Origin of the sequence: Mycobacterium sp. URHD0025 (assembly GCF_000426065.1) — a bacterium.
In the GTDB taxonomy this organism is placed as follows: Bacteria; Actinomycetota; Actinomycetes; order Mycobacteriales; family Mycobacteriaceae; genus Mycobacterium.
Genome location: NZ_AUEQ01000015.1, coordinates 142925 through 161874, shown reverse-complemented (window position 1 = coordinate 161874; position 18950 = coordinate 142925). Strand labels below are relative to the sequence as shown.

Here is an 18950-nt window from a genome sequence, read left to right as displayed (position 1 = left end):
GTGGACGTGGCTATCGACGGTGGGCAGACTCAGCTTTGATGTGCGAGCCGCTCCCGCAGTTCGCGTTTGAGCACCTTGCCGTAGCTGTTCTTGGGTAGCGCGTCGATGAACTCGTAGCGCTTGGGCCGTTTGAACCGGGCGATGCGTTCCAGCAGGTGCGCGTCGAGGTCGGCGGCGTCGACATCTCCGACCACGAACGCGACCACCACCTCACCCCAATCGGCGTCAGGAGCACCGACCACGCCGGCCTCGACAACGCCGGGGTGTTCCAGCAGTGCTTCCTCCACCTCGCGGGGATAGATGTTGCTGCCGCCGCTGATCACCACGTCCTTGGATCGGTCGCGCAGCGTGAGATAGCCGCGCGCATCGAAGGAACCCATGTCGCCGGTGTGCAGCCAGCCGTCCTTGAGCGTGGCGGCGGTGGCGGCGGGATTGTTCCAGTAGCCGGACATCACGACGTCGCCGCGGCAGACGATCTCGCCGATCTCGTCGACGGCTGCCGGTTCGCCGGTCTCGGCCAGCACGGCGACTTCCACACCGGAACGCGGGTACCCGACCGAGCCCAGCGTCGCGTCGTCCGCTCCGATGTGGTCGGCCCGGCGCAGCCCCGTGATCGTCATCGGTGCCTCGCCTTGCCCGTACAGCTGTACGAAGATCGGACCGTAGGCGGCGAGTGCCTTCTTGAGGCTGTCGACGTACATCGGCCCGCCCCCGTAGACCACGGTTTTCAGGTTGTCGGGGCGGGGCCGGCCGGTCTGGATCAGTCGCTGCACCATGGTCGGCGCCAGGAAGGCGCTGCTGCCGGGATGGTGGCCACACAGGTCCAGGAACTCGTCGGGCTCGAATGCGGCGGACTCCGGCACCACCTGGCTGGCACCGCGCAGCACGTACGGCGGGATGTACAGACCGGAGCCGTGTGACATCGGGGCGCCGTGGATCAGGCTGCAATTCTCGTCCGGGTCGTCGAAATCGGCCAGGTGTGCCACCGTCATCGCCATCAGGTTGCGGTGGGACAGCATGGCGCCCTTGGACTTTCCGGTGGTGCCGCTGGTGTAGAACAGCCAGGCCAGGGTGTCCGGATCGGTCACCGGCGGGGTCGCCGGCTCGGCGTTGAACAGGTCCGAGTAGGACTGGCTGCCGATGATCTCGACCGGGACGTCGGTGACGGCGGCAAGGCCCTCGGCGATCTTGGCCGACGCGAACACCTGTGCCGCACCGGAATCGGCCAGGATGTCGGCCATCTCGCGGGGATGCAGCTTGTAGTTGACCGGAACGAATACGCATTCGGCCGCCCAGATGGCGAACATGAGCTCGACGATCTCGGGCCGGTTCTCACTCGCGACGGCGATGCGGGTGCCGCGATCGCCGAGCGTCTTCAGCGTGGTGGCCAGCCGTAACACTCGATCGCGCAACTGCGCCCAGGTCAGTAGCCGACGTTCGCCGAGAAACAGCGCACCCCGGCCACCGAATCGTGCCGCGGCCTGGTCGAGTACGGCGAACACATTCATTGGGCAGTCCACTTTGCGTTGAGTGCGAAATCGGACAGGTACTTCGTCGAACTCCAACCGCCGTCGACGACGATGGTCTGGCCGTTGATGAAGCTGCCGCCCTCGGAGCACAGGAATGCCACGGTGGACGCGATGTCCTCCACCCGGCCGAGCCGGGTGTGCGGGGTCATCTCGGTTTGCATCTTGCGAAATCCGTCATTCTGCAGGCGGTGCTCGACCATCGGCGTCACCGTGACACCCGGTGCCACCGCGTTGCACCGGATGCCCTGTGCACCGTACTGGCAGGCGATATGGGTGGTCAGTGCCGTCAACCCGCCCTTGGCCGCCGAGTACGCGCCGCCGCGCAACCCGCCGACGACGGCGAAGGTCGAGGTGATGTTGATGATCGCAGAGCCGGGGCCCATGTGCGGCAGCACATCTCGCGCCAGCCGGAACGGTGCGCGCAGCATGATCCCCAGGAAGTAGTCCAGGGTGTCGTCATCGGTTTCGTGCAGAGGTTTGGGGCTTCCGATGCCGGCATTGTTGATCAGGAAGTCGACGTGACCCCAGCGCCGCACGGCCGCCTCGACCACTCGGCTCGGACCGTCGTCGGAGGTCAGGTCGGCCGCGACGGTCTCCACCCGCTCCGGATCACCGATCGCGCGTTCCAGTTCGGCCAGCCGGTCCTCGTCGCGTCCGGTGCCGAGCACCGCCATCCCCGCGGCGGCAAGGGCGGTGGCACAGCCGAATCCGATGCCGCTGCTGGCCCCGGTGACGATCGCAACCTGCATTGTGGTCAACCCTTCAGCGTCGCTCGAATGTGGTGCTTGAGCACCTTGCCCGCATCGTTCTTCGGCAGGGCATCCCAGACCTCCACCTGCTCGGGCGTCTTGAACCGGGCGAGCCCGTGTTCGGCCAGCACCCGACCCAGTTCGGTCACATCCGGGCGGTGACCGTCGGCGGTCACCAGGACTGCGCAGGCCCGTTCCCCGGTGCGGTCATCGGGCAGACCGACCACGGCCGCCTCGACGATGCCGAGGTGACCGACCAGGATGTCCTCGACCTCCTTGGGAGAGATGTTCTCGCCGTTGCGGATGATGAGGTCCTTGGCCCGCCCGGTTACCTGCAGGTAATCGCCGTCCACCCATCGGCCGAGATCTCCGGTGCGGAAAAAGCCGTCCTCGTCGAAGGATTCGATCTCGTCCTCCGGATGTAGGTAACCCCGCAGCATCTGCGGGCCCCTGGCGCGGATCTCGCCGGCAACCAGTCGGACCTCGGCGAATCCGGGACGACCATCGGTCTCGGCGGCGTGCTCGACGCTCCGGGGGGCCAGCGAGCCGACAGTGGTGACCGGTACCTCGGTGGAGCCGTAGACCCGGCTGACCGCGGCGCGTTCGAAATAGTCCGACGCCCGTCGGATCAGCGATGGGGGCACCGATGCGCCGCCGCAGATGAACACCTTGAGGTCGGGCAGTCGGGTGCCGGCCAGCTCGGCGGCTCCGAGCAGTTGTTCCAGAAACGGTGTCGCCCCGGCCATGTGGGTGCACTTGCGCTCGGTCATCAGAGCCACGCCGGCCTCGGCGTTCCACCGTTGCATCAGCACCGCGGTGCTGCCGAGCAGCAGCGGACACTCGAAGGCGTAGATGGAGCCGCCGATGTGGGCGATGGGCGAGGGCACCAGGAAGGTGTCACCGGGTTCGATCATCCAGTGCTCACGCAGTTGTCGGATCAGCGCGTGGATCGAATTGTGGCTGTGCAGTACTCCTTTGGGGCGGCCGGTGGTGCCCGAGGTGTACATGATCATCCGGATGTCGTCTGCATCGAGTGCCGGTAGCTCCCGGTCGGGTGCCGCAGGAAGGTCGTCGAACGACCGGTGTGGGCCAGAATCGCCCCGCAGCACCACCACGTGCGGCGGCGTGTCCATCCGGTCGCACACCCGGGTGAGCATCGCGGCGTAGTCATGGTTGCCGAACTCGGCGGGGATGAAGATCGCCCGGCTGTGCGCATCATCGAGGATGAAGCCCAGTTCCCGGTCGCGCAGTGACGGCAGGATCGGGTTGACCGCCATTCCGGCCAACGTGGCGCCCAGGTAGATGATGGCGGCCTCGTGCCAGTTGGGCAGCATGAAGGACACCACGCTGCCCACCGGCATCCATTCGGCCAGCTGCATCGCCAGAGCCTTTGCCCGTTGGTGCAACTCGCGAGCAGTCAGCGTGGTGTCGCCGTCGACCACCAGCACCCGGTCGGGGTTGTCACGCGCCGCGTCGGCCAGCGCGTCGGCCAACGTGGTTCTCACCCACAGGCCCCGGGCGTAGGCGTCGGCCGTACGTGCGTCGTCCTGTCGCACCAGGCTTCGCACCGCTGCTCAGCCCTTGACCCGGCGCATCGTCATGGCGTGACGGAACCGGTCCGACGGATGCGTGTTGACGGTCACCTGAGCGATCTCGCCGTCGGAGGTCGTATACGTGCGCTGCATCTGTAGGGCCGCTGTGCCCGCCGCGACCTTGAGGCCTGCCGCGAGCTCTGGTGAGGTGACGATCGCTGAGATCTCCTGGTGCACTTCGACGATGCTGACCCCGAACAGATCCTCGATGAGCGGGAAGATCGGACCGGAATGTCGCTGCAGCAGTCGCCCGACGGCGGCGAAGCCACGGTTGATGTAGTACTCGGTACGGCACACCGGTGCGGGATCGCCTTCGGACTGCCGGTAGCCCAGTACCGCCAGCCATTGCTCGCCCAGTGGAAGCCCGGTGCGCCCGGCCAACTCGCCATCGATCGTGACCATGGCATTGGACTCGATGGTGAATTGGGCTCCGGTGGCGAATGCCAGCAGGTCGTTGATCGAGACCACGTCCTGGGCATAGGTATTGGTCGCAGCCCGGGGTGCGACGGTGGTCCCCGCGCGGGGCCGTGAGGTGACGAGGTTGTCGTCGCGCAGCCGCCGTAGCGCCTCGCGCACGGTGTAGCGGCTCACCTCGAAGCGCTCACACAGTTCGTGCTCGGTGGGCAACTGAGCGCCCACCGGGTACACCCCGTCGACGATCTCCTTGCGAAGGGTGCGTGCCACCTGCAGATAACGGTGATCCGCTGGGGTGATTGTCATGGTTCTGATCAACCCCGTCGCAGCGCGAGCACACTGCCGTCGCCGTCGCCCGAAATATAGAGTGTGCCATCGGGTCCCGCGGCGATCCCGGCGAACGGGCCCTGCGGGCCGGAGAACGGCGGCATGCCCTTCAAGGGCTTGGGGGTGACTCCGGGCGGCGGGCCGACTGGCAGGCCGCCCGCGATCGTGGTGCGCGCCGCATCGGACAGGTCGTAGCTGATGAGTTCCTTGCTTCCAGAATCGACGATGTACAGCGCACCGTCGCGCACCAGGATGCCGTGCGGTGTGTGCAATCCATCGACGAGCGGCCTGACATCGCCACCATTCACGCTCACGACGGCACCGGCCACTGACACCAGCGGCGCCCCATCGGGTCCGATCGCGACACCTACCGGGGTGTCCAGACCCGAGGCCAGGACCGTGACGGATCCGTCGCGTACCGATACCAGCCGTCCCGCACCCTGTTCGACCACGAGCACCGAGTCGTCGGGGGCGAGCGCAAGGCCGTAGGGCTGATCGACGCCGCCGGCGAGCACCTCGCTCACCTCGTCGTCGGCGCCCGCTGGACGGAATCGGGCCACCGTATCGGCAGCGGTGGTGACGATGAATTCTCCTGGGCCCGAGGCGATCACCCCACGCAGGAACCCTGGGTAGCCGGGGGAGAACAGCATGGCGACGGTCTGCAGGGCGCCGCCGGGGCCGACCCGGTAGAAGTAGGTGCCGTCGGCGACATACAGGTTGCCGTCCGGGCCCACGGTCAGATCCAGCGGCCAGTTCAGCCCGCCCGGAAGCAGGGTCCTGGTGCTGCCCGACAGAATCTCGGTGATCTCACCGGTGAAGTTGGAGACGAACAGGCGGCCGTCGACGAAGGTGCAGTTGTCCAGCCCGGGCGACAACTGGGCCAGCAGCGTCTGCTCACCGTTACGTGGATCGATGCGCAGCACCTGACCGCTCGCCACCTGTGTAGAGACGATGTGGCCGTCGGCGTCGAACTTGACCGAGTCCGGAACCCCGAGTCCGCTGGCCACCACCTGCGGCTCGACAGGGCCTCTCTGGTCGGGGTCCAACCTCCAGATCTCGTTGGCACCCATCACGGGGAAGTAGAGCAACCCGTCGGGGCCCACCTCCATGGCGTTGGGCGATGGCACGTCCTCCAGCAGGATGCGCGGGGCGCCACCGGCCAGGTCGAACTCCATGAGCCGACCGCCCTCGCGGCACTCTCCGACGAACAGGCGGCCCTGATGAAACGTGATGCCGTTGGCCGACGGCACGTCGTCACGCAGGACCCGGGTGGTGCCATCGGCTCCCCGGACGCTGACCCGTCCGTCCATCACCTCGGTGGCATAGAGGTTGCCGCTCGAGTCGAACGCCACGTCGTCGGGGGCGATGATGTCGCCTCCCTTGGCACTGACGGTTTCCAGCTGCCCGGTTTCCAGGTCGATCGCGCTGATCTGGCTGCCGGTGACCTGCGCGACGTAGATGCGCCCGTCCGGGCCGGTCCGCAGGCCGTTCGCGCCGAACAGCCGGCTCGGGCCGGTGACCTGCTCCAGCGCCCAGTTCTCGGCCACGGTCGGGTTTGCGGTGTATCTCGCATCGGATACCGGAGGCGCGCTCATGACCTCGGACGTTAGCAACTGGCCGTAGTCCAGACAATAGCTGCCTGAAACTGCGAATCGACCCTTGACGGTCGAATAACTGCTGGGGAATAGTGTTCTCCAGTATGAAGATCGCTATATGTTGTCCGGACAATTAAGCGAGTTGGGGTGCGAATGGACAGTTCCCTGAGCTTGGACGGCCGAGTCGTGGTGGTGTCGGGTGCCGGTGGTGGCGGCATCGGCACCACGGTCACGCGAATGGCGGCCGAGGCCGGGGCCACGGTCGTGGCGGTGAGCCGATCGCAGGACAACCTCGACACCCACGTCGCGCCGCTGGCCGACAAGGGACTGAACGTGGTGACGGTGGCCGCCGATGCGTCGACGGACGAGGGCATCGCCACGGTGCTCGAGGCGGCACGACAGGCCGACGGCACGCTGTACGGACTGGTCAACGTCGCCGGGGGCGCAGCCCCGTCGACCTGGATGCCGGCCACGCGGGTGTCACGGGCCGACTGGCGTGAATTGTTCACCGCGAACCTCGAAACCATGTTTTTCATGAGCCAGGGGGTGGCCGCGGAGATCCGGTCGCAGGGCACTCCGGGCTCGATCGTGTCGGTGTCCTCGATCAGTGGGATGAACACCGCGCCCTATCACGTCGCCTACGGCACCGCGAAGGCCGCGATCGTCGCGGCCACCCGCACGATGGCCGCAGAGCTTGCAGCCGAAGGCATCCGCGTCAACGCCGTCGCCCCCGGCGTGACCGAAACCGCCGCCTCGGCAACGTATGTCGACGCCGACCCGGAGCGGGACCAGCGGGCCATCGCGATGGGCCGGCGAGGAACCCCCGAAGAGCAGGCCGGGGCCATCCTGTTCCTGCTCTCGGATCTGTCGAGCTACATCACCGGCCAGACCATCCTGGTCGACGGCGGGCTCAACCTGCGCTGGACGCATCTCGGCGCCGACAACACCTCGCTGTTCCTCAAGGACGACGACTTCCGCGCGGCCATAAGGAGGCATGAGTGACCGAAGAGCTTTCCAGCCCCATGACCATCGGGGTCGATGCCTACATCTCGCCGGAGTACGCGCGCAACGAGCGGGATCGCTTGTGGCGCAAGGTGTGGCAGCAGGTCGGTCGCGTCGAGGACCTGCCCGAGGTGGGCAGCTATATCACCTACGACATCCTCGACGATTCGATCCTGGTCGTACGAACGGGCGCGGACACCTTTGCAGCGCACCACAACGTCTGCATGCACCGCGGACGGCGCCTGATCGATACGCCGGCCGGCGCCAAGAACGCCTGCGCCCGCACCCGCAAGTCGTTCACGTGCGGATTCCACGGCTGGACGTACGACCTCGAGGGTGCCTGCACCCACATCCGGGAGCAGGACGACTGGCAGGGCACGCTGACCCCGCAGAACACCCACCTGGCCGGAGTGCGGGTCGACACCTGGGGCGGCTGGCTGTTCATCAACATGGACCCCGACTGTGAACCCTTGGCGGACTTCCTGTTTCCGGCCGCCAAAATTCTGGACCCGTTCGGTCTGGAGAACATGCGCTACAAGTGGCGCAAATGGCTGAAGTTCGACTGCAATTGGAAAGTCGCGATGGAGGCCTTCAACGAGACCTACCACGTGTTCACCACCCACCCCGAGTTCAACAAGTTCGGTGAATTCAAGGGCTGGGCCAAGGCGCAGGGCAAGCACTCCAACATCGGCTACGACGCGCCGAAGGACATGGAGGAGACCAAGTCCAAGATCCGGCTCGGCACCGGTGATCCCCGCATCTCGACTGCCGAGATGCAGGTCTACACCATGGAAGAGACCAACGCGACCACCACGCAGACACTGGTCAACGCCGCCAAACGACTCGTCGACGAACTGCCCGAAGGCACGCCCGCCGACAAGGTGCTCGAGCACTGGTTGTCCTCGGCCCGTCGTGACGACGAGGCGCGCGGCGTGGTCTGGCCGACCATCCCGCCCGACATCCTCGGACAGAGCGGCACCGCATGGCAGATCTTCCCCAACTTCCAGATCGGCCAGGGCCTGACCAGTGCGCTGTGCTACAGCGCCCGCCCCGATCCGGGTTACGACCCGGACAAGTGCATCTTCGAGGTGAGCGTGTTCGAGCTCTACCCCAAAGGCGAAGAGCCGCAGACCGAATGGGAGTACACCCCGGCCGACAGCCCGAACTGGCGCTCGGTGCTGCCGCAGGACTTCTCGAACATGGCCGCGGTGCAGCAGGGCATGAAGTCGGCAGGATTTCCGGGCACCAAGCCCAATCCGTACCGCGAACGCAGCACCGTCAACCTGCATCACCAACTTTCCAAGTACATGGGCACCGGAGAGCCCACCGAGATCCAGTGATTTGGGTGCGTTCAGTAACGCTCGGCGTTACCCAACGCACACAAATCGCCCAATAAGGAGCGAACATGAAAGTCAATCTGGGTACCGGGGCGCAGAACTCCCACGACTGGGAGCGTGTGCTCGCCGGTGACTTCAGCACCCCGCCCGCCACACCGGACTACAAGTGTGTGCAGGCCGCGCTGGCTCTCGGCGACCTCGCCGAGCCGCTGGGCTTCGACGGGATCTGGTTTCCCGAGCACCACGGAACGCCATATGGCATGACGCCCAATCCGATTCAGGCTCTGACGTACTTCGCCGGCCGCACCGAGCGGGTCAGCCTGGGCACGTTTGTGGCAGTGGTGCCGTGGTGGAACCCGATCCGGCTGGCCACCCAGATCGCCTACCTCGACATCGTCTCCAATGGCCGCTACACCACGATCGGGCTGGGCCGTGGGGTGTCCAAGGGCGAGTTCGCAGCGGTCGGCGTGCCGCGTGAGGAGAGCCGCGACCGCTTCAACGAGACGCTGGACATCCTCAAGCTGGCCTTCTCCGGCGAGCGGTTTTCCTACGAGGGCAAGATCTTCAGCTTCCCGGAGATGTCGCTGCGCCCCGAGCCCATCAGCACCGACCTGTTCGACCGGATCTACAGCTCGTCCTCGACCGCCGAGTCGTTGGAGATCCTGTCCCGGCGCGGCATGGTTCCGCTGTTCGTGGGCAACAAGCCGATCACCGATGCCGGTGAGGAGGTGCGCAAGGTCAACACCTTCCGCGCCGAGGAGGGCCTGGGACCATGTCAGCCCAAGAATGTGATGTTCATGTACTGCGTGGGCTCCGAGGATGAGGTCGCTCAAACAGAAGAGTGGATCTGGACGGCCAATCGGGACGTCAACGTGCACTACGGCTTCGCCGATGCCTCGAACTTCAAGGGGGTCAAGGGCTATGAGGCCTACGCCGCCCGCGAGGCCAGCGCGACGGCCGTGCTGGCCTCGGAGGTCGGCAACCAGAAGAAGGGCGGCCCGCCCGGATACCACGCGTCCAACCTGCTGATCGGCACCCCCGAGACGGTGTTCGAGAAGCTCAAGGCCGCGCAGGAGGCCTGCTCGTTCTGTGAGGTCACCATTGTCCCGCAGTTCGGCACCATGCCGTACGAGAAGGCGATGGAATCGACCAAGCTGTTCGCGGCCGAGGTGCTGCCCGCGGTGCACGACATGCCCGCGCCGCTGCACGCTGCCGCGCTGCCGGAGGAGGCCAACGTATGACGGCCGACGAGCGCCTGCGCGAGGAGCCATCAACCCAGCCGACATGCGGGCCCACCGACACCCCCACCGACATCGACATCGACGCGATCCGGGAGCGGTACGCCGCCGAACGGGCCAAGCGTCTGCGGCCCGAGGGTGCCGATCAGTACCTCGAGCTGGAAGGGGAGTTCGCCGAGTTCTATGAGGTGGACCCGTACACGACGGTGACCGAACGGGATCCGATCGTCGAGGACGCCGACGTCGTCATCCTCGGCGGTGGCTTCGCCGGCTTGCTGGCCGGGGCGTACCTGAAGAAGTCCGGCGTCGAGGGCATCCGCGTCATCGAGATGGCAGGTGACTTCGGCGGGGTGTGGTACTGGAACCGCTTCCCCGGAATCCAATGTGACAACGACGCCTACTGCTACATCCCGCTGCTCGAAGAACTCGACTTCATGCCGAGCAAGAAGTTCGCCGACGGAGCCGAGATCCTCCAGCACTGCAGCAACATCGGTAAGCATTTCGGGCTGTACGACGGTGCGCTGTTCTCCACCCAGGTGCGTGAACTGCGCTGGGGCGACGCGACGCAACGCTGGCAGATCAGCACCGACCGGGGCGACGACATCCGGGCCCGCTTCGTGGTCATGGCGCAAGGCTCCTACAACCGTCCGAAGCTGCCGGGTATCCCCGGGATCAAGGACTACAAGGCTGCCGGAGGCCACGTATTCCACTCCGCACGTTGGGATTACGACTACACCGGTGGTGACGCCAACGGTGGTCTGCACAAACTGGCCGACAAACGCGTCGCCCTCGTCGGTACGGGTGCCACGGGCATCCAGTTGGTGCCGCATCTCGGCCGCGACGCCAAGGAGCTGTTGGTTTTCCAGCGCACGCCGTCATCGGTCGACGCGCGATCCAACCCATCCACCGATCCGGCCTGGGCCGCGTCCCTGCAACCGGGCTGGCAGGAAGAACGAAAGCGCAACTTCCACAACTGGTCGCCGTTCGTCGGGGTGGTGTTCGGCGAACCAGACCTGGTGTGCGACTTCTGGACCGAGCTCGGGCGCAACCTGACCGCGCGGATCGCCGCCACACCGAACCCCGCTGAAGTGACCATCGAGCAGATCATGGCCTTCCGCGAAGAGGAAGACTTCAAGATCATGGAGCGGCTGCGCCGACTCGTCGGTGAGATCGTCGAGGATCCCGCGACCGCCGAGGCGCTGAAGCCGTACTACCGATTCATGTGCAAGCGGCCGACTTCCAGCGAGCAGTATCTGGCCACCTTCAACCGACCCAACGTGAAACTCGTCGACGTCTCGGCGTCCAAGGGTGTGGAACGGCTGACGGAGAAGGGAATCGTTGCCGACGGTGTCGAATACGAGGTCGACTGCGTGATCTTCGCGAGCGGCTTCGAGATCTCCACCGAGATCAGCCGGCGGTTCGCGATCGACCGCATCGTGGGCCGCGACGGACTGTCGCTGTTCGACTATTGGCAGAACGACTACAAGACCCTGCACGGGATGACCAGCCGCGGCTTCCCCAACCAGTTCTTCATGGGCTTCATCCAGGGTGGCGTGTCGGCCAACACCACGGCGATGTTCGAGCAGCAGGCCCAGCACATCGCCTACATCATCGCCGAGGCGCAGAACCGCGGTGCCACCACGGTCGAACCGAGCCAGGAAGGCCAGGACGCCTGGGTCTCGACGGTCCGCGAACTGTCGATCGACAACTCGGCGTTCGAGCTGTCGTGCACGCCCGGCTATTACAACAATGAGGGACGCGGTGGCGCCGAACGTAACGGCGCTTTCCTGGGCGATTTCTATTCGCCGGGGTTCTACGCGTTCGACGATCTGATCGCGGAATGGCGCGCGAAGGGTGATCTGGACGGATTAGAGCTCACCACATGACGACAACCACAGCGCTGCAGACGCGGGAGATCAAGCCGCGCATCGGAACCGAGATACGCGCCGACAAGGCCACGCTGCTCTCCGGGGACCATGCCGGGCGCATCCGCGAGCTGCTGGAGCAGCGCGGGGTGCTGGTGTTCCCGCAGATCGGGTTCACCGACGACGAGCAGATCGCGTTCACCGAGACCCTCGGTACCTTCGCCGCCGAGCACCAGGGCGAAAAGCTGTACAAGGTCAGCCTCGACACCGAGGTGAACAAACAGGCCGACTATCTCAAGGGCTCCCTGTACTGGCACATCGACGGCACCATGAACGAGGTGCCGATCCTGGCCTCGTTGTTGCAGAGTGTGGCGCTGGGTAACCCGGAGGAGGGCGACACCGAGTTCTGCAACACCTACGCCGCCTATGACGACCTGTCCGAGGAGGACAAGGCCGAGATCGACGGGCTGCGGGTCATGCACTCGGCATGGAACACGCTGTTCTATTACGACCCGGAACCGAGCGCGAAGACGCTGCGCCGCATGATGGCCATCGGCGATCGGGAGCTGCCGTTGGTGTGGACGCACCAGTCGGGCCGTAAGTCGCTGGTGCTCGGCGCCACCGCGCGTCATATCGTCAACATCGATTTCAGAAGAAGCGCGGAACTGCTCGTGCGGCTGCGGGATTGGGCCACCCAGCCGGACTTCACCTACCGTCACCACTGGACCGTCGGTGACCTGGTGATCTGGGACAACACCGGGACCATGCACCGGGCCACCCCATACGACCCGATGTCCGGTCGGTTGTTGCAGCGCACCAAGCTCGAAGGCGAGGAACCGTTCGCTTGAGCACACTCAGATTCGACGAGCGCGTCGCCGTCATCACTGGTGCAGGCCGGGGCCTGGGCCGTGAGTACGCGCTGCTGCTGGCCGCCAAGGGCGCAAAGGTCGTCGTCAACGATCCGGGTGGCACTCTCACCGGAGATGGCGTCGATTCCGCACCTGCGCAGGCCGTCGTCGACGAGATCGTCTCGGCCGGTGGGGAAGCGGTGGCCGTCACCGATTCCGTCGCCACCGCCGAGGGCGGTCAGGCCATCGTCGACGCCGCCGTCGAACACTACGGCCGCCTGGACATCCTCATCCACAACGCCGGTACGGTGCGCCGTGGCTCGCTGAAGGAGATGAGCTACGACGACTTCGACGCGGTGCTGGACGTTCATCTCCGCGGCGCGTTTCATGTTGTGCGCCCGGCCTTTCCGCTCATGTGCGACGCAGGCTACGGCCGGGTGGTGCTGACCTCGTCGATCGGCGGGCTGTACGGCAACCACGAGGTGGCCAACTACGCGGCGGCCAAGGCGGGGATCCTCGGGCTGTGCAACGTGGTGGCGCTGGAGGGTGCCGCCGAAGGCGTGGTCTGCAATGTGATCGTGCCCGGCGCGGTGACGCGGATGGCCGAAGGCCTGGACACCTCGGCGTATCCGCCGATGGGCCCGGATCTGGTGGCACCCGCGGTGGGCTGGCTGGCGCACGAATCCTGTTCGGTCACCGGTGAATTCTTCGTGGCGATCGCCGGGCGGCTGGCCCGCGCCGTGATCGCCGAATCGGCAGGGGTGTACCGGCCGTCGTGGACCGTGGAAGAGGTCGGTGAGCAGATCGACAGCATCCGAGACACCGGTGACCCGGTGATCTTCCCGGTTGTTCCCGACGGGCACGCCGATCACATCCGCTACAGCTTTGGGCGCACAGTCGAGGGGGCGCGATCATGAGAACCGGTCCATTGCAAGGGGTTCGGGTCATCGACCTGACGGCCATGGTGATGGGGCCGTACTGCACGCAGATCATGGCCGACATGGGCGCCGACGTCATCAAGGTCGAGACACCGGCCGGTGACAACACCCGGTACATCTCGGTGGGCCCGGCGCCCGGCATGAGCGGTGTGTTCGTCAACGTCAACCGTGGCAAGCGCAGCGTGGTGCTGGATCTGCGTTCGGAGCAGGGCAAGGCCGACCTGCGGGCGCTGATCGAGGACGCTGACGTGTTCATCCACTCGATGCGGGCCAAGGCCGTCGCCAAGCTCGGCTTCGGCTACGACGATGTGGCCGCGATCAACCCGGGCATCGTGTACACCAATTGCTACGGGTATGGCCGGCGCGGCCCAGACGCCGACCGCCCGGCGTACGACGACACCATCCAGGCTGAGTGTGGATTGCCTGCGGTGCAACAGCAATTGACCGGTGAGGCCTCCTATGTCGGCACGATCATGGCCGACAAGGTGGCTGGCCTGACCGCGCTCTACGCCACCACCATGGCGTTGTTCCACCGGGAGCGCACGGGCGAGGGGCAGGAGGTCGAGGTCAGCATGTTCGAGACCATGGCCTCCTTCATGCTCGTCGAGCATGCCAACGGCGCGATGTTCGACCCTCCGCTGGGGCCTGCGATCTATCCCCGGGCGGTCACGCCCAACCGCAGGCCGTATGAGACCAAGGACGGCCACATCGCGGCGCTGATCTACAACGACAAGCACTGGAACACTTTCATCGAGCGGGTGCAGCCAAGCTGGAACGGCCCCGAGTTCGCCACCTTGGAGCAGCGGGCCCGCCAGATCGACACGGTGTATGGGCTGGTGGCCCAGACGCTCAAGGAGCGCACCACCGCGGAGTGGCTGGATCTGTTCGCCGAGTTGGAGATTCCGGCGGCGCCCATGCTCACTCCCGATGAGCTGTTCGACAACGAGCACCTCAACGCCGTCGGATTGTTCGAGACCGTCGACACCCCGCACGGCAAGGTGCGCATGCCCGGCGTGCCGACCTGGTTCTCCAGGACACCGGGCCGGATCGCGGGGTACGCACCGGAACTGGGAGCGGACACCGCCGCAGTGCTCTCTGAGCTGGACGCGCGAAATATCGCCGGCTGACGGCCGGAACAGAAAGGCCAGGAGTGGATTTCGATTTTGGTGAGGCGGCCGACACGCTGCGCGGTGAGCTGCGTGCGCTGATCGCTGACCAGGTGCCCGCCGACTTTCTCGGCGCGTTCACCGATGACCCCGCGGATCTGGCTGTGGCCCAGCAGTTCTGCCGGACACTGGCGGAGCGGCATCTGCTGTGCATGTCGTGGCCGAAGGAGTTCGGTGGTGGCGACGCGTCGGTCTGGGAACAGACCGTGGTGCGCGAGGAGATGTGGGCACACCACGAACCGCGTGGCGCGCAGTACATGGGCGTCAACTGGGTGGGTCCGATCATCATGCGGCACGGCACCGAAGAGCAGCAGCGCAAGCACCTGCCCCCGATCGCGAACGGCGAAGTGATCTGGTGCCAAGGGTTTTCCGAGCCGGAGTCGGGTTCGGACCTGGCTTCGCTGCGCACCTTCGCCCGCCGGGACGGCGACGGCTGGCGGGTCAACGGCCAGAAGATCTGGACTTCGTACGCCACCATGGCCCAGTGGTGCTTCCTGCTGGCTCGCACCTCGAAAGGTGAGAAAAAGCAGCAGGGCATGACGATCTTCCTGGTGCCGATGGATTCACCGGGTATCCAGGTACGTCCGATCCGCACCATGATGGGCCCCCATCACCTCAACGAGGTGTTCTTCGACGACCTGTTGGTCACCGAGGCCGATGTGTTGGGCACCGTTGATCAGGGCTGGTCGATCGTGCAGGACGTGGTGTCCTTCGAGCGCGTCGGCATCGCCCGCTATGCGCGTTGCGAGCGGCTGCTGCAGGCTGCCCCGGGGATACTCGGCGACAAGTGGGACGAGCTGCCGGCCGAGCTGCGCGGCCGGTGGACGCGGATGCTCACCCACTGCCGCCGCGCTCGCCTCATGGCCTACCGGGTGGTGTCGATGCAGGCGACCGGCCGGGTGAATCCCGGTGACTCGGCGGCATATCGGATCGCGGTGACGCGCCTGGATCAGGAGAGCGCGGAGGTGCTCATGGAGATCGCCTCGGCGGTGCCGCGCATCAACCCCGCGGCGGTGCCGCGCGGTGGTGACAGTGAAGCCGAGTACTTCCGGGCGGAGGTGGAGGACCACTGGCGGTACTCGCAGGCGTCGACCGTGTCCTCGGGCAGCATCGAGATGCAGCGCATCCTGTTGTCGCGAACCATGCTGGCCGGAAAGGCGTGACGGCGATGATTCTCGATCTCAGCGACGACGCCAAGGAGTTCGGCCGCCAGGCTCTCAAGGCGTTCGAGGCCGCCGGTGGCGATCAACTGTTGGCCCAGGCCGACGCCAAGCCCGACACCCGGGCCGCACTGGTCGTGCCCGTGCTGGACAGCCTCGGTGTTTTTGAACTCGAACCCCGCTCCGACGCCGACTCACTTGAGGCGGCGGCCGCGGTGTGCCGCAGCGCTGGATATTGGGCCTTGCCCTATCCGGTCGCCGAGCGGTTGGCGTCCCCGCACGACCTCGATGCCGACGGGCTGGTCGTCGTCGATCCGGCCGCTCCCGAGGCCGCGTTGCAGGGGCTGGACAACCGTTGGGCCACCGTCACATTGGACGGTGTACGCAGCACCGTGGCCAGACTGGGTGCGGCGGGCCCGTCGTTCGCGACCGCCCTCGAACTGTCCGCAGTGGACGATGCCGGCTGCGATGACGTGGCTCTGGCCCTGACCCTGCCGTGCTGGACCCTGCTCGGAATGCTGGACAGGGCCATCGATCTGACCACCGCGCACGTCAGCCTGCGTAAGCAGTTCGGGCAGACGTTGTCGTCGTTCCAGGGGGTGCAGTTCCAGCTGACCGATGCCGAGGTGGAGCGCAGCGGCGTCGACATGCTGGCCAAGTACACGCTGTGGAGTGTGGGCACGAACCCGGCAGACGAGGCGATCAACGATGCGCTGGCACTGCGCCTGGCCGCGATCGAGGCCGCCGAGGTGGTGTTCCGGGTCTGCCATCAGCTGCACGGGGCCGTGGGATTCTGCGACGAGACCGTGCTCTCGTGGTTGTCGCGCTACAGTCAGCCGTTGCGTCGCTTGCCATTCGGGGTGTCCAAGACCCGCGATGTGCTGACCTCCCGGCTGGGTCGGCGCGGGCTTACCGGATTGTTCTCGTCATGAGCGACCTCGACGAGTTCCGCGCCACTGTGCGGGACTGGTGTGCAGCGCACGTCCCGAAAGACTGGCGCTCCAGCCAGACCGGTGTCAGCGACGACGAGTTCGCGTCGTTCCAGAAGGCCTGGTTCGCCGAACTGCACACCGCCGGATACGCGGTGCCGCACTGGCCTGCCGAATGGGGAGGCGGCATGGGCGTTCCTGAACAGATCGTGCTGTACCAGGAACTGGCCGCGCACGACGCGCCCAGGCTGGTGCTGGCGTTCGTCGGCATCCACCACGCTGCCTCCACCCTGCTCGCCGCGGGCACCGAAGAACAACGCGGCAGACACCTGCCCGCCATCCTCGACGGCGAGATCTGGGTGCAGGGGTTCTCCGAGCCTGAGGCCGGTTCGGACCTGGCCGCGCTGCGTACGACAGCCCGCGCCGAGGGCGACAACTTCATCGTCAACGGTCAGAAGCTGTGGGCCAGCGGAGCGATGCACGCCGACTGGTGTCTGCTGCTGGCCCGGACCGATCCGGAAGCGCCCAAACGACACGGTATCTCGTACTTCCTGATGGACATGACCACGCCCGGTATCGATGTGCGGCCGATCCGGAACGCGGTGGGGGACTCGCACTTCTGCGAGATCTTCCTCAACGACGTCGCGGTGCCCGCGGCCAATCTTGTTGGGCCGGTGAACAAGGGTTGGCAGGTCGCGCAGGCCACGCTCGGCGCCGAGCGCGGCATGACCATGCTTGAGTTGTCCGAACGGCTCGGCAATGCGGGCTTCAAGTGGTTACTCGAAACCGCCCCAGTCGAGGATCCCGTGGTGGCAGATCAATTGGCGCGGTTCGAGACCGAGCTGACAGGCCTGCGGGGGCTGTGCCGAGACCTGGTGGAACGCAGCGAGGCTGGGAAAGCCGGTCCGGCGGACGCCTCGATCGTCAAGCTGTACTACAGCGAACTGCTGCAGCGGATGACAGGTTTCGGCACGGAGATCGGTGGCCTGGCCGCCCACACCGTGTTGACCAAACCGGCCTCCAGCGGCTGGGAGTCGGGCGCCTGGATGCTCGATTTCATCGGATCCTGGGAATGGACCATCCCCGGCGGAGCCAGCGAGATTCAGCGCACCATCATCGGCGAGCGCGGACTGGACCTGCCCCGAGAACCGAGTGCGGTGTGATGAGCGAATTCTCAGAGCTTCATGACGAACTGCGGTCTGTCGCAGCCGATCTGCTGGCCAAGGATGCCGTCGACTGGCCATTGCTCGTCTCGGCCGGCTGGGTCGGACTGGATGCCCCCGAAGAGGCCGGCGGTGCCGGCGCCACCTTCGCCGAGGTCGCGGTGATCTGTGAGGAGCTGGGCCGGGCCGCTGCGGCCACCGGCTACCTGGGCGGTGCCGTCCTGGCCATCGGTGCTCTCAACGCGGTGCAACCCAACGCCTCACGCGACGCGCTGCTGCGAAACTTGGTCACGGGAAGCTCCCGGGCCGCCCTCGCCCTGCCTGGGACCGGTGAATCGGCACCCTTCGATCTGGCCACCACCCGACTGGGCTGGCGCGTCCACGGCCGGGCCACATTCGTCTCCGACGCGGTGGGAGCTCAGCGGTTGCTGCTGCCCGCACGCGACGCCGACCGGGTGGCGGTGCTGGTGGACGTGGCCGCCGACGCCCCGGGGCTGACGATCACCGAGCAACCGGTGCTCGACGAAACCCGCAGGCTCGCAACAGTGACGGCCGAGGGCGTCGAGGTCGGTGAGGATGCGGTGTGGCGGTTCGACGGTCGCCCTGACGCCGCGCTACACGCGCTGACCGAACGCGCTGCGCTCGCGGTGGCCTGTGACAGTCTCGGCGTCGCGCAGGCCATGCTCGACACCACGGTGTCCTACGCCCGGGTCCGTCAGCAATTCGGCCGGCCGATCGGTTCGTTCCAAGCCGTCAAGCATGCCTGTGCCGACATGCTCGTCACGATCTCGGTGGCCCGGCAACTGGTGAACGCCGCCATCGCGGCCGACAGCGACGCCGTAGCTCCAACATCAATGGCCAAGGCCTATGCCACCGAAGCAGCCGTCGATGTGGCAGGCAAGGCCATGCAGTTGCACGGCGGCATCGGCTACACCTGGGAGAGCGGCGTGCACGTCTACCTCAAACGGGCCGCGCTCAACCGATCCCTGTTCGGCTCGCCGGCCGAACACCGCGCGAGGATCTCTGCGCGCTACCGATGAGTTTTCCGCGCGGCGATGGTCAAACTTAGCGACCGACCCATCCCGTGAAGGAGACATA

At 66.3% G+C, this 18950-nt stretch carries 16 protein-coding genes; 11 read left to right on the top strand and 5 right to left on the bottom strand.

The annotated features are described in order from the left end of the window. Positions 1–29 precede the first annotated feature (29 nt). Genes H977_RS0123880 through H977_RS0123860 form a run of 5 tightly spaced genes read right to left on the bottom strand, consistent with a single transcriptional unit; the run spans position 30 to position 6206 of the window. Complete coding sequence (locus H977_RS0123880) at positions 30–1508, bottom strand: acyl-CoA synthetase (RefSeq protein ID WP_029110226.1); 1479 nt, start codon at positions 1506–1508, stop codon at positions 30–32. Further along, positions 1505–2278, bottom strand: a complete 774-nt coding sequence (locus H977_RS0123875; protein WP_029110225.1) for an SDR family NAD(P)-dependent oxidoreductase — start codon at positions 2276–2278, stop codon at positions 1505–1507. The genes H977_RS0123880 and H977_RS0123875 overlap by 4 nt, the downstream gene beginning before the upstream one ends. Before the next feature lie 5 nt (positions 2279–2283). Then, the gene (locus H977_RS0123870) at positions 2284–3834 is read right to left on the bottom strand and encodes an AMP-binding protein (RefSeq protein WP_029110224.1); all 1551 of its coding nucleotides are present in this window, start codon (positions 3832–3834) and stop codon (positions 2284–2286) included. Positions 3835–3852: 18 nt separating this feature from the next. Continuing rightward, the gene (locus H977_RS0123865) at positions 3853–4590 is read right to left on the bottom strand and encodes a GntR family transcriptional regulator (protein ID WP_029110223.1); all 738 of its coding nucleotides are present in this window, start codon (positions 4588–4590) and stop codon (positions 3853–3855) included. A gap of 8 nt (positions 4591–4598) precedes the next feature. Beyond that, a complete protein-coding gene (locus H977_RS0123860) occupies positions 4599–6206 on the bottom strand; it encodes an SMP-30/gluconolactonase/LRE family protein (RefSeq protein WP_036476976.1) in 1608 nt (535 codons plus the stop codon). A 153-nt stretch (positions 6207–6359) separates the two neighbouring features. Between H977_RS0123860 and H977_RS0123855 the strand changes: the two genes are divergently transcribed. The 11 genes from H977_RS0123855 to H977_RS0123805 all read left to right on the top strand — a co-directional run bounded on the left by H977_RS0123855 (position 6360) and on the right by H977_RS0123805 (position 18892). Then, positions 6360–7208: an SDR family NAD(P)-dependent oxidoreductase gene (locus tag H977_RS0123855; RefSeq protein WP_029110221.1), complete on the top strand. Its 849-nt coding sequence runs from the start codon at positions 6360–6362 to the stop codon at positions 7206–7208. A 20-nt stretch (positions 7209–7228) separates the two neighbouring features. Then, positions 7229–8548, top strand: a complete 1320-nt coding sequence (locus H977_RS0123850; RefSeq protein ID WP_051289036.1) for an aromatic ring-hydroxylating oxygenase subunit alpha — start codon at positions 7229–7231, stop codon at positions 8546–8548. 65 nt (positions 8549–8613) lie between these two features. Next, positions 8614–9786, top strand: a complete 1173-nt coding sequence (locus H977_RS0123845) for an LLM class flavin-dependent oxidoreductase (RefSeq protein WP_029110219.1) — start codon at positions 8614–8616, stop codon at positions 9784–9786. Next, complete coding sequence (locus tag H977_RS0123840; RefSeq protein ID WP_051289035.1) at positions 9783–11669, top strand: flavin-containing monooxygenase; 1887 nt, start codon at positions 9783–9785, stop codon at positions 11667–11669. The genes H977_RS0123845 and H977_RS0123840 overlap by 4 nt, the downstream gene beginning before the upstream one ends. Beyond that, positions 11666–12496: a TauD/TfdA dioxygenase family protein gene (locus H977_RS0123835; protein WP_029110217.1), complete on the top strand. Its 831-nt coding sequence runs from the start codon at positions 11666–11668 to the stop codon at positions 12494–12496. Before H977_RS0123840 ends, H977_RS0123835 begins: the two co-directional genes overlap by 4 nt. Continuing rightward, the gene (locus H977_RS0123830; RefSeq protein WP_029110216.1) at positions 12493–13413 is read left to right on the top strand and encodes an SDR family NAD(P)-dependent oxidoreductase; all 921 of its coding nucleotides are present in this window, start codon (positions 12493–12495) and stop codon (positions 13411–13413) included. The genes H977_RS0123835 and H977_RS0123830 overlap by 4 nt, the downstream gene beginning before the upstream one ends. Continuing rightward, a complete protein-coding gene (locus H977_RS0123825; RefSeq protein WP_029110215.1) occupies positions 13410–14561 on the top strand; it encodes a CaiB/BaiF CoA transferase family protein in 1152 nt (383 codons plus the stop codon). The genes H977_RS0123830 and H977_RS0123825 overlap by 4 nt, the downstream gene beginning before the upstream one ends. Before the next feature lie 23 nt (positions 14562–14584). Then, positions 14585–15763, top strand: coding sequence for an acyl-CoA dehydrogenase family protein (locus H977_RS0123820; protein WP_029110214.1), 1179 nt, complete (start codon positions 14585–14587; stop codon positions 15761–15763). A 5-nt stretch (positions 15764–15768) separates the two neighbouring features. Further along, positions 15769–16692: an acyl-CoA dehydrogenase family protein gene (locus H977_RS0123815; protein WP_029110213.1), complete on the top strand. Its 924-nt coding sequence runs from the start codon at positions 15769–15771 to the stop codon at positions 16690–16692. Next, on the top strand, positions 16689–17852 hold the full coding sequence (locus tag H977_RS0123810; RefSeq protein WP_029110212.1) for an acyl-CoA dehydrogenase family protein: 1164 nt from the start codon (positions 16689–16691) through the stop codon (positions 17850–17852). The genes H977_RS0123815 and H977_RS0123810 overlap by 4 nt, the downstream gene beginning before the upstream one ends. After that, a complete protein-coding gene (locus H977_RS0123805) occupies positions 17852–18892 on the top strand; it encodes an acyl-CoA dehydrogenase family protein (protein ID WP_029110211.1) in 1041 nt (346 codons plus the stop codon). The genes H977_RS0123810 and H977_RS0123805 overlap by 1 nt, the downstream gene beginning before the upstream one ends. The last annotated feature ends 58 nt before the right edge of the window (positions 18893–18950 follow it).

Bases quoted from the DNA above. Each gene is read 5' to 3' on its own strand.
- H977_RS0123880 (WP_029110226.1), bottom strand. From the start codon at position 1,508: ATGAATGTGTTCGCCGTACTCGACCAGGCCGCGGCACGATTCGGTGGC.
- H977_RS0123875 (WP_029110225.1), bottom strand. From the start codon at position 2,278: ATGCAGGTTGCGATCGTCACCGGGGCCAGCAGCGGCATCGGATTCGGC.
- H977_RS0123850 (WP_051289036.1), top strand. From the start codon at position 7,229: ATGACCATCGGGGTCGATGCCTACATCTCGCCGGAGTACGCGCGCAAC.
- H977_RS0123835 (WP_029110217.1), top strand. From the start codon at position 11,666: ATGACGACAACCACAGCGCTGCAGACGCGGGAGATCAAGCCGCGCATC.
- H977_RS0123815 (WP_029110213.1), top strand. From the start codon at position 15,769: ATGATTCTCGATCTCAGCGACGACGCCAAGGAGTTCGGCCGCCAGGCT.
- H977_RS0123855 (WP_029110221.1), top strand. From the start codon at position 6,360: ATGGACAGTTCCCTGAGCTTGGACGGCCGAGTCGTGGTGGTGTCGGGT.
- H977_RS0123860 (WP_036476976.1), bottom strand. From the start codon at position 6,206: ATGAGCGCGCCTCCGGTATCCGATGCGAGATACACCGCAAACCCGACC.
- H977_RS0123805 (WP_029110211.1), top strand. From the start codon at position 17,852: ATGAGCGAATTCTCAGAGCTTCATGACGAACTGCGGTCTGTCGCAGCC.
- H977_RS0123840 (WP_051289035.1), top strand. From the start codon at position 9,783: ATGACGGCCGACGAGCGCCTGCGCGAGGAGCCATCAACCCAGCCGACA.
- H977_RS0123845 (WP_029110219.1), top strand. From the start codon at position 8,614: ATGAAAGTCAATCTGGGTACCGGGGCGCAGAACTCCCACGACTGGGAG.
- H977_RS0123825 (WP_029110215.1), top strand. From the start codon at position 13,410: ATGAGAACCGGTCCATTGCAAGGGGTTCGGGTCATCGACCTGACGGCC.
- H977_RS0123810 (WP_029110212.1), top strand. From the start codon at position 16,689: ATGAGCGACCTCGACGAGTTCCGCGCCACTGTGCGGGACTGGTGTGCA.
- H977_RS0123865 (WP_029110223.1), bottom strand. From the start codon at position 4,590: ATGACAATCACCCCAGCGGATCACCGTTATCTGCAGGTGGCACGCACC.